17 protein-coding genes are annotated in these 14,940 nt (G+C 50.7%); all 17 read right to left on the bottom strand.

Annotation, left to right across the window (positions count from 1 at the left end):
- A partial coding sequence (locus tag BM091_RS13035; protein ID WP_281243993.1) for an aldehyde ferredoxin oxidoreductase N-terminal domain-containing protein occupies window positions 1-366 on the bottom strand: 366 nt, incomplete at its 3' end.
- A 2-nt stretch (window positions 367-368) separates the two neighbouring features.
- The gene (gene pgsA / locus BM091_RS13040) at window positions 369-941 is read right to left on the bottom strand and encodes a CDP-diacylglycerol--glycerol-3-phosphate 3-phosphatidyltransferase (RefSeq protein ID WP_093396398.1); all 573 of its coding nucleotides are present in this window, start codon (window positions 939-941) and stop codon (window positions 369-371) included.
- A 24-nt stretch (window positions 942-965) separates the two neighbouring features.
- Window positions 966-1,574 carry a lytic transglycosylase domain-containing protein gene (locus BM091_RS13045; protein ID WP_093396399.1) on the bottom strand — a complete coding sequence of 203 codons (609 nt, stop codon included), beginning with the start codon at window positions 1,572-1,574 and terminating at the stop codon, window positions 966-968.
- A gap of 25 nt (window positions 1,575-1,599) precedes the next feature.
- A complete protein-coding gene (gene fsa / locus BM091_RS13050) occupies window positions 1,600-2,262 on the bottom strand; it encodes a fructose-6-phosphate aldolase (protein ID WP_093396401.1) in 663 nt (220 codons plus the stop codon).
- 23 nt (window positions 2,263-2,285) lie between these two features.
- Window positions 2,286-2,552 (bottom strand): YHS domain-containing protein, encoded by a 267-nt coding sequence (locus tag BM091_RS13055; protein WP_093396402.1) that lies wholly within the window; start codon window positions 2,550-2,552, stop codon window positions 2,286-2,288.
- Window positions 2,549-3,034: a 2-amino-4-hydroxy-6-hydroxymethyldihydropteridine diphosphokinase gene (gene folK, locus BM091_RS13060; RefSeq protein ID WP_245735380.1), complete on the bottom strand. Its 486-nt coding sequence runs from the start codon at window positions 3,032-3,034 to the stop codon at window positions 2,549-2,551. Before folK ends, BM091_RS13055 begins: the two co-directional genes overlap by 4 nt.
- A gap of 15 nt (window positions 3,035-3,049) precedes the next feature.
- Window positions 3,050-4,216, bottom strand: coding sequence for an LL-diaminopimelate aminotransferase (locus tag BM091_RS13065; protein ID WP_093396405.1), 1,167 nt, complete (start codon window positions 4,214-4,216; stop codon window positions 3,050-3,052).
- Between the two features lie 13 nt (window positions 4,217-4,229).
- A complete protein-coding gene (dapB, locus tag BM091_RS13070) occupies window positions 4,230-5,033 on the bottom strand; it encodes a 4-hydroxy-tetrahydrodipicolinate reductase (RefSeq protein ID WP_093396407.1) in 804 nt (267 codons plus the stop codon).
- A 14-nt stretch (window positions 5,034-5,047) separates the two neighbouring features.
- Window positions 5,048-5,926 (bottom strand): 4-hydroxy-tetrahydrodipicolinate synthase, encoded by an 879-nt coding sequence (gene dapA, locus BM091_RS13075; protein WP_093396409.1) that lies wholly within the window; start codon window positions 5,924-5,926, stop codon window positions 5,048-5,050.
- Between the two features lie 37 nt (window positions 5,927-5,963).
- On the bottom strand, window positions 5,964-6,812 hold the full coding sequence (dapF, locus tag BM091_RS13080; RefSeq protein ID WP_093396411.1) for a diaminopimelate epimerase: 849 nt from the start codon (window positions 6,810-6,812) through the stop codon (window positions 5,964-5,966).
- An 11-nt stretch (window positions 6,813-6,823) separates the two neighbouring features.
- Window positions 6,824-8,077 (bottom strand): diaminopimelate decarboxylase, encoded by a 1,254-nt coding sequence (lysA, locus tag BM091_RS13085; RefSeq protein WP_093396412.1) that lies wholly within the window; start codon window positions 8,075-8,077, stop codon window positions 6,824-6,826.
- A 7-nt stretch (window positions 8,078-8,084) separates the two neighbouring features.
- A complete protein-coding gene (locus BM091_RS13090; RefSeq protein WP_093396414.1) occupies window positions 8,085-9,206 on the bottom strand; it encodes a fibronectin type III domain-containing protein in 1,122 nt (373 codons plus the stop codon).
- A 21-nt stretch (window positions 9,207-9,227) separates the two neighbouring features.
- Window positions 9,228-10,673 (bottom strand): argininosuccinate lyase, encoded by a 1,446-nt coding sequence (gene argH / locus BM091_RS13095; protein WP_093396472.1) that lies wholly within the window; start codon window positions 10,671-10,673, stop codon window positions 9,228-9,230.
- The gene (locus BM091_RS13100) at window positions 10,673-11,890 is read right to left on the bottom strand and encodes an argininosuccinate synthase (protein ID WP_093396415.1); all 1,218 of its coding nucleotides are present in this window, start codon (window positions 11,888-11,890) and stop codon (window positions 10,673-10,675) included. Before BM091_RS13100 ends, argH begins: the two co-directional genes overlap by 1 nt.
- Window positions 11,891-11,914: 24 nt before the next feature.
- The gene (argF, locus tag BM091_RS13105) at window positions 11,915-12,829 is read right to left on the bottom strand and encodes an ornithine carbamoyltransferase (protein WP_093396417.1); all 915 of its coding nucleotides are present in this window, start codon (window positions 12,827-12,829) and stop codon (window positions 11,915-11,917) included.
- Entirely contained in the window at window positions 12,826-14,016 is a 1,191-nt protein-coding gene (locus BM091_RS13110; RefSeq protein ID WP_093396418.1) for an aspartate aminotransferase family protein, read from the bottom strand. The genes argF and BM091_RS13110 overlap by 4 nt, the downstream gene beginning before the upstream one ends.
- Window positions 14,013-14,918 (bottom strand): acetylglutamate kinase, encoded by a 906-nt coding sequence (gene argB / locus BM091_RS13115; protein ID WP_093396420.1) that lies wholly within the window; start codon window positions 14,916-14,918, stop codon window positions 14,013-14,015. Before argB ends, BM091_RS13110 begins: the two co-directional genes overlap by 4 nt.
- Window positions 14,919-14,940: the final 22 nt, after the last annotated feature.

A 14,940-nucleotide genomic window follows, 5' to 3' on the forward strand; every position in this document is an offset into this window, starting at 1 on the left:
GTTTATGTAAACTACGTAGAGATCATCCGTTCTGGGTTTGCCCTCAAGAACGATTGCCGCATAACCCAGCCGGGCCAGTACCTGAGCAGGCTGACCTCCCGCATTGGCTTCCTTGATTGTGCCCGTAAGAGGACTCTTGCAACCCACCGAGATCCTTCCCGTCATGGCTCCCGTGGTTCCACTAAGAAGCCCGGGGGCTATGACAAGCTTGTTTTCACCGCTCAAAGGATGACAGTCAGGCGGAACCTCCCGGGAAACAATCGCAGAAGTCAGCCCACGGCCACCAAAACCCTCATACTCCCCAAGACCGCTCTCCACAACCCTGGGTCCACCTTCCGCCCCCATGTCTATCCGTAAAATCTTCATGGCTACCTCCTCGTTTCCCTGTAAAAGTTCATGAAATAACGCACAGCCGACCAGTAGCCCAGAATAATTGATATTCCTACAAAAATCTGCCCCAGAATGACTAACTTTTCTTCCACGCCCGGTATCGACAATAATAGTAACAGCATGGCAATTGATTGGGAAACCATTTTGTTTTTTCCCAGACGGCTTGCATTTATGATCAATCCGTGAGATGCGGCCAGAGAACGCAGACCCGTGATAATGATTTCGCGGCTTACGACCATAAAGGTCATCCATGCCGGGATTCGTCCCAGGGGGATAAGCATGATAAAAACGGCGGACACGAGAAGCTTATCTGCCAGAGGATCCAGTAGTTTGCCCGTGGAAGTCACCCGATTGTGTCTTCTCGCGAGAATTCCGTCAAGGTAGTCGGTAATCAAGGCAAAAAGGCACAGTAAAAAGGCACAATTATAGGCTACAGGGCTGACGGGAGGGATCAGCAATAAGATTACCAGCGGGATGGCGCATATCCTAAGGCAGGTCAGGATGTTGGGAAGATTTAAAAACTCTGCTTTTCGCTCATTCTGTCTTGTCATCTCGGGTGTCGTTTTTACTCAACTTCACCTGTCGCGTCTCTTGTACTGAAGATAGTACTGTAGCACTCGCCTGACGTAATCCCGCGTTTCACTATACGGAGGTATCCCACCGTAGCGTTTCACAGCATTGGGACCCGCATTATACGCGGCGAGTGCCAGAACAAGATTGTTATTAAACTCCTGAAGCATTTGTTTCAGATACCTTACGCCTCCGACTATATTATGCACGGGATGATAAGGGTTGAACACTCCCATTTCTGCCGCAGTATCGGGCATGAGTTGCATGAGCCCAATGGCTCCTTTACGAGACACGGCATGGGGATTGAACCCCGATTCGGCTTTGATCACCGCTTTAACCAGTTTGGGATCCAATCCAAAGTAGCGGGATATTTGCTCGATATAACGTTCAAAGGTTTTTTCATAATAGGATACACGGGAAGGCGACAGGGGCTGTCTTTCTGGCTTGTAAGATCTTTTTTGAGGAGGTCTGATTGAGCTACTTCCCGGGACAGGAACATTTGTAAAGTGAATTACTCCGTTTTCGTCAACATATTGATATATTTCAGCACAGCAGTCACCGTAACACACCAGCCCCACTATCAGCATTGCCGTCACAAGCCAAGGGATCCTCATTGCAGAAACAGCCCCCTCTTCATGATTATTTGCACTCTTCCACCTTCTTCCAGTCACACATGAACTTTTCTATGCCTGCGTCGGTGAGAGGGTGCTTGAGCAGTTGCTCGATGACCTTAAAGGGTATGGTTGCAATATCTGCCCCCATTTTTGCGGCCTCCAGAACATGGAGAGGGTTCCGAATGCTTGCTACAATGATCTCGGTTTCTATCAGGTAGTTTGAGTATATGTCCACAACCTCTCTTATCAGGTTCATTCCCGGTGACGCTATGTCGTCAAGCCGGCCCACAAAAGGGCTTACATAGGTTGCTCCGGCTTTGGCTGCAAGAAGAGCCTGGAGAGGTGAAAACACAAGAGTTACGTTAGTTTTTATGCCTTTTTCAGAAAGAACCTTCACCGCCTTAAGACCTTCTTTGGTCATGGGGATTTTCACAACCACATGAGGATCTATGGCCGCAAGTTCTTCAGCTTCGGCAATAAGATCTTCTGCCCTTGTGCTTACGGCTTCTGCGCTCACCGGACCTTTAACCAGCTCGCAAATGGCCTTGATGTGTTTCTTGAAGCCCTCACGGCCAGATATGCCTTCTTTGGCTACAAGTGTGGGATTTGTGGTTACTCCGTCCAGAACTCCCAGTTCATGGGCAGCCCGAATTTCGTCCAGGTTGGCCGTGTCGATGAAGAATTTCATGGGAATCTGCCTCCTCAGCTTTTTTATCTCTCTTCGGAAGTGCCCGTGCGTGCAAGAAACGCCTTGCGGCACTCTTCACTGCAAAAGTAATAGGTTTCACCGTTAATATCGGTTTTAACTCCGCGATCCTTCACGAAGTAAACACCACACTGGGGATCCTGCACCAGCTCTGCACTTTCAAGAGGTTTCCTTCCTGACATGGTATCCCGAATTTCATCCTTTTTTCGCTTTGATTTCCACCATCTGAAGACCAGATAGGCGACTGCAAGATAAATTATCAGCCGAATCATAGATACTCCACCTTTCTTACTTCCTGTCCTTCTTCTGAAATTCCGGTAAGGAGTTCTTTAACCGTAATTCCCAGGACGGGGTGTCTGAGCTCGGGGACGAGTTCGCAGAGTGGTACCAGAACGAACCTTCTTCTGTGTAGCTCTGGATGAGGGATTGTCAGGCCCGGTAGTTCGACGATCTCGTCCCCGTAAAAGAGAATGTCCAGATCGACCGTTCTGGGTCCCCACTTGAAGTCCCGGACCCTTCCCATTTCGGACTCTATCTTCTGAAGGTTCTCCAGCAGTTGTAGAGGTGCGAGAAGGGTTGACCCTTCAGCCACTCCATTAACGAACCAGGCCTGTTCTCTATATCCTACCGGCTCCGTAAAGTACCAGGACGATACGCGCTTAAGCTGAAATCCCTCGAGCCCGGAAAGCCTTTCAACTGCTTCTTCACACATCCTGTGGGGGTTGTTCATATTGCTTCCTATGCCGATGTACACATCAACCAAGGTTTTTCAAACTCCCAGTTTTTTGATTCTCTCGATGGCTTCCTCAATTCGCTCCACCGGAACCGTAAGGGCAAACCTTACGTAACCTTCACCGGGTTCTCCGAAACCGTTTCCGGGGGTTGTTACTATCCCGGCTTCTTTCAAAAGCCTCATCGAAAAATCCGTTGAGGTCGTGTTTTCAGGTATTCGGCACCAGACGTAAAAGGTTGCCTTCGGAACTATTGGCTTAAGACCGGCCGATCGTAAACCGGCCACCAGCACATCCCGCCGCTCTTTGTAAATCCTGCAGTTTTCCTCAACACAGGTCTGATCACCTTCCAGTGCGGCTATGCCGGCCATCTGAACGGCATTAAAGGCCCCGGAGTCAATGTTGCTTTTAACCTGTCCCAGTCCCTGTATGACTTCGGCATTACCCACGGCAAATCCCAGCCGCCATCCCGTCATGTTGTAGGTCTTCGACAGGGAATGAAATTCAATTCCTACCTCCTTTGCTCCTTCTACCTGGAGAAAGCTCATAGGCTTATAGCCGTCAAAAGCGAGTTCGGAATAAGCCGCGTCGTGACACACGATTATGTTGTAGGTTCTGGCAAAATCCACCACTCTTCGGAAAAAATCCTCTTCTGCCACCGCACTCGTCGGATTGTTGGGATAGTTTATGAACATCATCCTGGCTTTTTCTGCCACATCTTCGGGTATTGCGTTCAGATCGGGCAGGAAATCGTTTTCTTCAAGGAGCGGCATAAAATAGGACTCGCCCCCGGCAAAAATCGTTCCCGTGTGATATACGGGATAAGCCGGAGTAGGGACGAGCGCCAGATCTCCGGGGTTTATAAAAGCCAGAGGAATGTGGGCGATGCCCTCCTTTGACCCTATCAGTACGATCACTTCCCGGGCAGGATCGAGATCCACTCCGAAGCGTTTTTTATACCATCGGGCTACACAGTCCCTGAAGTCGTTCATTCCGGAGTAAGACGGATACCTGTGCGTGGACGGATCTTCCACGGCCTTCTTCAGGGCTTCAACTATGTGATCAGGGGTCGGTAGATCCGGATCTCCAACCCCGAAATCGATTATATCGACACCCTGAGCTCTGACTTCATCTCTAAGACGATCCAGCTCTTTGAAAAGATAGGGAGGAAGCTTTTTGAGTCGTTCAGCCCTCTCAATCTGCATATGGAGCCTCCTTTCAGACAAGACCCAGGACATTTTGCATATCGTAGAGCCCTGGAGCTTTACCGACCACCCATCTAGCCGCTCTCAATGCACCACGGGCAAAATTGTCTCTGCTGTGGGCTCTGTGGGTTATCTCAATACGCTCTCCGAGGCTTGCAAAAAGCACCGTGTGTTCACCCACTATGTCGCCGGCCCTGAGAACCTGAATACCTATCTCCTCTGGCTTTCGTTCTCCAACTATGCCCTTCCGGACATAGACGGCCGAATTATCCCAGCTTCGTCCCGTTGCGTCAGCAAGGATCTGTCCCAGCTTTATTGCCGTTCCGCTTGGAGCATCTTTCTTGAATCTGTGATGGGCTTCGACGATCTCAATGTCGAAGTCCGGCCCGAGGAGCCTTGCAGCAAATTCCACAAGCCTGAAAAGCACATTGACCCCCACACTCATGTTAGGAGCCACAACCATGGGGATCTTTCTGGCACATTCCTCAAGGATCTTTCTGTCGGTTTCGGATAGCCCCGTTGTCCCTATGACGGCGCATATTCCCATGGATGCGCAGATTTTTGCGTGTTCTACCGTTGCCTCCGGGACCGTGAAATCGATAACAACCTCGGCATTTTCCACCGCCTTTTCGGGCGATTCTGAAACCATCAGGCCCTCGGGAGCCCAGGCTACGGCGCTTTTAAGGGGCTTGCCGACCAGAGGATGATCCTTACGCTCCCAGCAGCCGACCAGCGTCAAATCTTCCGCTTCACTGACCAGCTGGGCAATACGGCTTCCCATCCTTCCCGCAATTCCCGCAACGGCAACTCGTATCATTTCATCCCCCACGGTTAGCTCAAAAGACCGTATTGTTTCAGCACGCTTTGCAGTTTGTTTCGGTTATTTTCGGAAAGTGGGGCGAGGGGAAGTCTAACCTCGTCACTGGGGATCTTTCCCATCATGTGAAGTGCCGCCTTGACCGGAACGGGATTGGTTTCACAGAAAAGAATGTTGCAGAGGGGGAGTAGTTTGTAATGGAGACTGCGGGCTTCGTCCCATTTTCCTTCCAGAGCGAAATTGCACATGTCCGCCATGTCCCTGGGGGCTACATTGGAAACAACGGAGATGACACCCTTACCGCCGAGTGAAAGAAGCGGGAAGGTTATGTAATCTTCTCCGGAGAGAACATCAAAGTTCTCTCCACATCTCGCAATGATTTCCATAACCTGCTTTATCGAGCCCGACGCTTCTTTTACGCCAACAATGTTTTCAATCCTGGAAAGGCGTTCCATCGTTTCAGGCTCTATGTTCACGGCGGTTCGCCCGGGGATGTTATAAACGATTATGGGAATGTTTACGGAGGCTGCCACCTTTTCAAAGTGCCTGTATAACCCTTCCTGAGTGGGCTTGTTGTAATAGGGGCTGATCATCAACGCCCCGTCTGCCCCCACTTTCTCGGCATGCCTCGTAAGTCGTATTGCCTCCGCGGTGTTGTTTGAACCTGTCCCGGCAAGTACGGGAACCCTTTTGTTGACATGCTCGACCGTTATTTCAACGACCCGTTCGTGCTCTTCGAAGGACAGAGTTGCCGATTCCCCCGTGGTTCCGCAGGGCACAATTCCGTGTGTTCCCTGCTCAATCTGGTAATCTATGAGCTTTCTCAACGCATCTTCGTCAACCTTGCCGTCTTTAAACGGCGTTACTATGGCAACAAAAGCACCCTTAAACATGGTTTGCTCCTATTTGAACGGCTTTGGTTAAACTCTTTTATCGTACCGTTTCATCCCAGAGGCTACCCTCATAGACTACGAGGGCAGGACCCTCGAGGAACAGATTTTCGAACCGGCCGTCATCGTATTCAAAAAACACCCTGAGTATTTCTCCTCCGCGGGTTACCAGCGACACCGGTGGGTCGGTTAATCCCAGAGCAACCGTTATTGCCGCGGCCGCAATACTGCCCGTACCACAGGCCAGAGTTTCGTCTTCGACTCCTCTTTCGTAAGTGCGGATGACTACGGACTGCCTGTCTTGCACCCAGATGAAGTTGGCATTTGTTCCGGCAGGGCTGAAATTTTCGTGAAAGCGTATCCTTCTTCCGAGCCCCACCACATCCACCTTTTCCAGCTCTTCTTTTGTGTCCAGAATCCACACCACATGAGGCACTCCACTGTTTACGAAGTGCACCTTCGCCGTCCTGTTCTCGTCTAATCTTAAATCGATGTTTAGCTTCAGACCGTGAAGTTCCGGAATTTGAACCCTTACCCTTTCTCCTGCAACCTCCGCTTTAATCAGCCCGGCCAGAGTTCTGAAGGTCATGGATGGGGAGTCCACTATGCCTTTAAGCACGGCAAAGCGGGCGGCACAGCGCGCACCGTTTCCGCACATTTCCGCTTCGCTCCCGTCGGAATTGTAAAACCTCCAGGAAAAGTCAACTTCACCGTCTTTTTCGATCAGGATAAGGCCGTCGGCCCCAACCGAAAGCTTGCGACGGCAGACTTTTTTTGCAAATAGAGGGCCCTCTTCGGGTTTGATTAGGCCGTTGCGATTGTCCACGAGAATAAAGTCGTTACCGCTTCCCGTCATTTTTACAAAGGGGATGCGCTCAGCCCGTTCCATCACAAACCTCGCTAAAAAGACGGTATCCTTTCCAGTCTGACCAGATCTTCCCAGCTTTCCCGCTCCCTTATGACTTCAAAGCTGCTGCCTTTCACCATAATTTCTGCAGGCCGTGGTCGAGAATTGTAGTTGGAAGCCATGGTGAAACCGTATGCTCCTGCGCTCATTACCGCCAGAAGATCCCCCGAAGTGCTCTTCTGGATGGCCCGCTCCCGGGCGAGAAAATCTCCTGATTCACAGATAGGCCCAACGACATCCACCACTTCCTCGCCGGCTTCGTCGTTCTTTATTACGGGCCGGATGGCGTGGTAGGAACCGTAAAGGCTTGGTCTTATAAGGTCGTTCATCGCCGCATCCACTATGAGAAATTTTTTCGAGGGGGTCTGCTTCGTGTACAGCACTCGGGTGAGCAACACTCCGGCGTTGCCTACTATTACACGGCCGGGTTCAAGTATCAGGGTATAAGGGGTATTCCTGAGTTCGTTTATTAATGCCTCGGCGTATTCTCTGGGATGAGGAGGAGTTTCCGATTGATAGGGAATACCAAGTCCTCCTCCCAGATCCAGGTATTTTATGTGGATGTTTCGCTCTTCCAGCCTGGATATGAGCACCTTCAGTCTTCGCAGTGCATCCACAAAGGGAGCAAGTTCCGTTAGCTGGCTTCCTATGTGACAGTCAACTCCGACTATCTCGACGTTTTCAAGCTTCGAGGCTCTCTCATATTCCTTCAGAGCCAGGTCAACATCTATTCCGAATTTATTTTTCTTAAGCCCCGTCGATATGTATGGGTGGGTCTGCGGATCCACATCGGGGTTGACCCTTATGGCAACCGGAGCCTTTAAACCCAGAGCGCCCGCACGGCTGTTGATCAACTCCAGTTCTTCGGCAGATTCGATATTGAACATCAGAATACCTTCCCGGAGGGCATAGTCGATTTCTTCCACCGTCTTTCCCACTCCGGAATAGACGACCCTTTTTGCCGGAATGCCGGCTCTCCGTACCCTGAAGAGCTCTCCTCCCGAGACAATATCCATGCCCGCACCAAGGCGGCCCAGCAAATTCAGAACGCCGATGTTGGAGTTGGCCTTGACGGCGAAGCACGTCAGATGAGGAACGGAGGAGAAGGCTCCGTCAAAGACCTCGAAGTGCCTTGTAAGAGTGGCATAACTGTAAACATAACAGGGAGTTCCCACCTCAGCGGCTATCCTCTTTAAAGGAACCTCCTCACAATAGAGCTCTTTCCCTACGTAGTGAAAGTGATGCATAACCCGTTTACCTCTCTTCTTTGCCCGAAAAGACGTTGCGTATCTCAACCCAGGACGATACCAGTCCTTCCCTGTAAGGAGGGTAGGGCGAAAGTGATGAAACTGCATAGAAATATACGACGTTTTTTTTAACCCCTTTGTCAATAAAGGGAGGATGCTCCACGGGTTGTTGAGTAAGCCTCAGAATGGTTCCATCTTCGTACTTTCGATACACATGATACCCCTTTACGGGTTTTGTCACTTCAAGCCAGTGAATCTCGAGCCCCTCTTTGCCCGGAACAACCCATACAGTTTTCGGAGGAGGAGGCAGCATTCTATCCTCGGCGGCTATGGGAGGCAATACAAAGGGCGTTCCCCATACGGTTACCGCGCCCTTCTTTAGGTAGGGTGTAACGCGATACTCATAGGTCATTCCCGGTTTTACCTCTGTGTCCAGATAACTGGTATTGCCCAGATCTCCCGCATCCACACGCTTCCATTGTGATGCCTCGCTTCTTCTTTCCACAGCAAATCTGATCTCCCCGGCATTTTTCTGGACGCTGCCGTTGGCAGGCAAAAACCATGTTAAGAATATACCTTTTTCGTCGGATTTCGCATTACCCTTTTCAATGGAAACCGGTGGTTCGGAGACAACGAGATCGAAGGGAGAACTGTAAACAAGGGGTCTCTGAGTGCCCACGTCATACACGACCACGCGATACCGGTATGCATGTCCTCTTCTAACGTTCCCGTCCTTCCATTTCATCGTCCTTCCGTCAAAGGCTGCAGGGCCGGGAAATGCAGGGTGTAAGCACGTGGATTGTTCCCAGGGTAGATCGGGGCATTCCATACAAAGGGTCCCACCCCGTGAAATTTCGGCCTTTTCCACAACAAAGCAATAGGGATAGTTTTCAAATCTCCCGGTTTCGTTTTTATGCTTTTTACCAGCCGGCGATCGAATTTCACCGGTTTCCGGAAGCTTCCACGATATTACTATGCCTTCACCGGTAATGTCGGCTTTTTCTATGGATATCTCCGGGAGAACCTGCCGGACTTCCGGCAGAGGCAGAGTCTTTTTCCCACAGCCCTGGAATGCCAGAAAAAGAGGTATCCAAAGAATTGCTCCGATGCAAAAGGCGTAGCGATGCACCCGGCATATCTCCTTGTGATGTTACTCGTTGACCACTTCTCCCCATTCAGAAGGTATCTTTGATCTCAGACCGATTAGATCTTCCTTACGGATTGTGAGTTCCCTTCGCACTTCCTCTATTGCTTCTCTCACGCGAGAAAAAGCCGTTCCACCGATGGAAGTCCTTCGCGAGACGGCAGCCTTCACATCCATGACTTCTTTTACGTCTTCTTCAAAGGATTTGTGAAATTTCCTGAGTTCTTCAACACTGAGCCCCGTAAGCTTCTTGCCGGACTCGATGGCATACTTTACGATCTGGCCTACCGTATGGTGAGCCTTCCGAAAAGGTACTCCCTTGCATACCAGGTAATCTGCAAGCTCGGTGGCAAGGAGCCATCCATCTTCCAGCACCTTTGCCATCCGGTCAGTTCTGAAGGAAATTTCCGGAAGCAACATGGTCAGTATTCTGAGAGAGTTAATGATGGTGCTGGCGGTGTCAAAAACCGGTTCCTTGTCTTCCTGCAGGTCCCTGTTGTAGGTAAGAGGTAGACCCTTGAGGACGGTCAACAGGGTAACGAGGTTTCCGTAAATTCTGCCCGCTTTTCCGCGCATGAGCTCCGCAACATCCGGGTTTTTTTTCTGCGGCATTATGCTCGATCCCGTACAGAAGGCATCGCTCATCTCCAGGAAGCCGAATTCAGAAGAAGACCAGAGAACAAGCTCTTCCGCCAGACGGCTAAGATGCATGGCCGTTATTGCAGAACAGCCGAGGAATTCGACGGCAAAATCCCTGTCCGAAACCGCATCCATACTGTTCCGGGTTACCCTGTCAAAACCGAGATATCGGGCCGTCCACTCCATGTCGATAGGGAAAGTCGTTCCGGCAAGGGCAGCACTACCCAGAGGCAGGACGTTTACTCTGGTGAAGCAGTCCCGAAATCTTTCATCGTCCCTTGCAAACATTTCGCAGTAAGCCATCAGATGATGGCCGAGGCTAACAGGTTGAGCATGCTGGAGGTGGGTATAGCCCGGTAGCACGTCTTCCACGTGCTTTTCCGCAAGGTCGGTGAGAATCCTTATGACTTCCAGGATGTGTTCTCTTATGGAAAGTATGACATCCCGGAGATAAAGCCTCAGATCAAGGCATACCTGATCGTTTCGGCTTCTCGCCGTGTGGAGCTTTCCACCCACGTCACCTATTTTCTGGATCAGCCTGTGTTCAATTGCCATGTGAATGTCTTCAAAGGCAGGATCGAAGACAAACTCACCCCGTTCGATTTCTCTCTGGATTTCTCCGAGAGCCCCGACTATCTCAGAAGCCTCTTCGTGGGATATGATCCCGCATTCGGCAAGCATCTTACAATGGGCTATACTTCCCAGGATGTCGTACTTGTAAAGAACTCTATCAAAGCTCAAGGACTCGGTATACTTTTCCACTTCTCTGTGTGCGGATTTTTCAAAGCGACCCTGCCAAGGCTTGATTACCATCATTCCGGAAGCCCTTTCTGTTTCTTCAAAAGCGACGCTATCCTGAGCCTTAGCCCCTGAAGCCTTATAAATCCCGTTGCATCCTTCTGATCGTACACGTCGTCTTCTTCAAAAGTGGCAAAGCTGGGCTGGTAGAGTGAACGATCGGATTTGCGGCCGAGAACATAAACATTGCCCTTATAGAGCTTTAGCCGCACAGTTCCCCATACCGTCTCTTGAGCCATGTCCATAAGACTTTGAAGCACTCTTCTTTCCGGTGCAAACCAGAAGCCGTAATAGATAAGTCTTGAATATTCCGGTATCAGCGAATCCCTTATGTGGAGCACTTCTCTGTCCATGGTTATGGATTCTATCGCCCTGTGGGCTACGCGAAGAATGGTACCTCCGGGAGTCTCGTAAACGCCCCTTGATTTCATCCCAACGAACCGGTTTTCCACTATGTCAACACGCCCAATACCGTGCTTCCCTCCAAGTTCATTCAGCCGGGCGAGCAGATTTGCAGGACTGAGCCGTTCTCCGTTGATTGCCACCGGGTCGCCACGCTCGAACTCTATCTCGATGATCTCCGGCCTGTCGGGCGCACGCTCCGGGCTTACCGTCAGGGTAAACATATCCTCAGGGGGAGCCGCCCAGGGATCCTCAAGGATACCGCCTTCGTAGCTTATGTGGAGAAGGTTCCTGTCGGAGCTGTAAGGCTTTGCTTCCGTAACGGGGACCGGAATACCATGCTTTCTAGCGAAATCCAGAAGCTCCTTCCGGGATCTAAAAGACCACTCTCTCCAGGGGGCAATTATGGTAATGTCCGGGTCAAGGGCCATATAGGTCAGTTCAAACCTGACCTGATCGTTACCTTTGCCCGTAGCACCGTGACTTACGGCGTCTGCCCCTTCGGCATGGGCAATCTCTATCTGGCGTTTTGCTATGAGAGGACGGGCTATGGAGGTTCCAAGCAGATACTGACCTTCATAGATCGCATTTGCCCTGAACATGGGAAAAACGAAGTCCTTAACGAATTCCTCCCTGAGGTCTTCAATGATAACCTTGGATGCTCCGGTTTTGAGCGCCTTTTCTTCGAGCCCGGCCAATTCTTCACCCTGACCGATGTCAGCCGAAAAGGCAATCACTTCACATCCGTAGGTCTCAACGAGCCATTTCAGAATTATCGAGGTGTCCAGCCCACCCGAATAGGCCAGAACCACCTTTTTTACTTCAGCCATGAGCATCTCTCCCGTGTTCTTCCTTTAAGAGCCGATTAAAAGCCACTCAAGCAACGCCATCTGGGCAAACATTCGGTTTTCCGCCTGATCGAAGATAACACTGCCGTATCGTTCCATGACCTCGTCGGTTATTTCTTCGCCTCTGTGAGCCGGCAGGCAGTGCATAACGATTGCCTCAGGATGGGCGTGTTTCAGCAGACCTTCATTAACCTGATAGGGTCTGAAAACCTCCCTTCTTGCCTCTGCTTCGTCTTCCTGCCCCATGCTGGCCCATACGTCCGTATTTACGACCTGAGCACCTTCAACGGCTTTAACGGGATCGTTAAGCAGTTCAATGCGCCCCTTACCTTCCCGAAGAGCCCGTTCCACGATGGATTTATCGGGTTCGTACCCTTTGGGAGTGGCAACCCGAAGGGTTAAACCAAGGCGGGCTGAGGCCACAATCCAGGAGTGAGCCACGTTGTTTCCATCACCAACCCAGGCAATGGGGAAATCAAAGGAACCTTTTTTCTCCCAGACCGTCATTATATCGCTCAGGACCTGACATGGATGGTAGAGGTCCGTAAGGCCGTTTATAACCGGTATCGTCGAATACCGGGCCAGTTCCTCTACTTCATGGTGGCCGTAGGTTCTCACGACCAGTGCATCAATGTATCGCGAAAGGACTCTTGCCGTGTCCGAAAGTGGCTCCTTTCGTGCAAGCTGAGTTTCTCTGGAAGTCATGAATATGCACTGTCCGCCCAGACGATACATTCCGGCTTCGAAGGATACGCGGGTTCTCGTCGAAGGCTTTAAAAAAAGAAGCCCCAATACTTTGCCCCTTAAAGTCTGGATTGGAGAACCTTCTCTGCAGGCTTTCTTCAGCACCTGAGCCCGTTCAATAAGTGCCCATATCTCTTCTTCAGTCACATCCCAGAGTGTAAGAAAATGCCTTTTCATGCCTGCTCCTTAAAAACCCCGTCCAGTATTTCGACAAGCCAATCTATTTCTTCCCGTTCCACAATCAGAGGCGGGGTGAAACGCAGGATTTTTTCCTGAACACAATTTATTAACGCCCCCTTTTCGAGACAGGACTTTACGATCGGAGCCCCCGGAATATCGAGCTCCATTGCTACCATAAGCCCCCGCCCTCTAACATCTTTTACAAACGTGTATTTTTGTTCAAGTTTCTTCAACTTGTCCAGAAAATACCTTCCCATGGTCTTAACACGATCAAGGAAGGTCCGCTGGGCTATGGTTCGGACCGTTTCAAGGGCTGCAGCGGCTACCAGAGGAGTCCCGCCGAAGGTTGATGCGTGAGAGCCGGGGCCAAAAGAGGAAGCCACGTCTTCGCGGGCCAGCATTGCTCCCATGGGAAGACCGTTTGCAAGGGCCTTGGCAAGGGTCATGATGTCGGGTTCTACCTCCTCCTGCTCGTAGGCAAAGAGAGATCCGGTTCGACCCATTCCAACCTGAACTTCGTCGAAAATGAGCAGGAGTTTCTTTTCGTTGCATAACTCCCTTAGCCCTTTCAGGTAACCGGGAGAGGGGATGCGAACACCTCCTTCACCCTGAATGGGTTCGACCATGACGGCACAGGTCTTATCGGTAACGGCCGCTTCCACGGCTTCTATGGAATCAAAGTCCACATAGACAAAACCATCCACGAGAGGTTCAAACCCTTTATGAACCTTCTCCTGACCCGTTGCCGATAGGGTTGCGAGAGTTCTCCCGTGGAATGAGTTCTTCATGGTGATTACGTGAAACCGACCGGGCCCGAAGCGGTCACGGCTGTATTTACGGGCCAGTTTTATGGCCGCTTCGTTTGCTTCTGCACCGCTGTTGCAAAAGAAGACCCTGTCGGCAAAGGATCTCTTTACCAGTTCTGCCGCGAGCTCTACCTGAGGTTCTGTGTAGTAAAGATTTGATACGTGCACCAGTTTTCTTGCCTGATCGCATATAGCCTTTGCGACATTTTCAGGACAGTGACCGAGATTGCACACCGCGATGCCTGCAACGAAATCCCGATATTCGTTGCCTTTCTCGTCCCAGAGGCGGCAACCTGAACCGCGCACGAAGGTTACTTCTTCTCTTACGTAGGTGTTGCATATAACCGAATCGGCGAGTTGCTGAATTGGGCTTCTCATTTTCTCTTCCCTTCGTTCTCTACAATTTCCGTACCTATACCCGAGTCCGTGAATAATTCAAGCAGGACTGCATGGGGGATACGCCCGTCGATAATGTGGACCTTTTGAACGCCTGATTGAACCGCATCTACGGCACACCTGACCTTGGGGATCATCCCTCCGGTGATTGTTTCGTTTTCAATCATCTCCAAAGCTTCTGAAACGGTCATGCTGGAAATGAGGTTTCCGTCTTTATCAAGAACTCCGGGGACATCGGTCATGAGGATGAGTTTGCTTGCCCTGAGGGATGCTGCGATGGCTCCGGCCACAAGATCTGCGTTGATGTTAAAGGTTTCACCTGCAGGTCCCACTCCTACAGGAGCAATTACGGGGATTATCTGGCTCTGCTCGAGAATCCTGAGAATGTCCGTGTTTATCCTCCGGACTTCTCCCACAAGGCCTATGTCTATTATCTCAGGAGGTCGGTCATCACCCTGATAACGGAAAATCTGCATTTTTGTGGCTTCGATGAGCTGACTGTCCTTTCCGCTAAGCCCCACGGCCTTTCCGCCATGTCTGTGAATCAGCTGGACTATTTCTTTGTTAACCTGCCCGGCAAGAACCATTTCCACAATGTTCATGGTTTCTTCGTCGGTAATTCTCATGCCGTCTCGAAAGAGCGTCTTCTTTCCGATTTTTTTCAGCATGTTGCCGATCTGAGGCCCTCCGCCGTGGACTATAATCGGGTTGATGCCAATGTACTTCAGGAGGACCACATCGCTGGCAAAAGAATCCTTCAGGGATTCTTCCACCATTGCATGACCGCCGTACTTTATGACCACATTCTTGCCGTAAAAAGCCCGAATGTATGGCAGGGCCTCGCTTAAGACCTTCGCCCGATCCTGAGGAGAAATCTCTTCCATAATTTTTTACCTCACCTGATCG

It is taken from the genome of Thermodesulforhabdus norvegica, assembly GCF_900114975.1.
In the GTDB taxonomy this organism is placed as follows: Bacteria; Desulfobacterota; Syntrophobacteria; order Syntrophobacterales; family Thermodesulforhabdaceae; genus Thermodesulforhabdus; species Thermodesulforhabdus norvegica.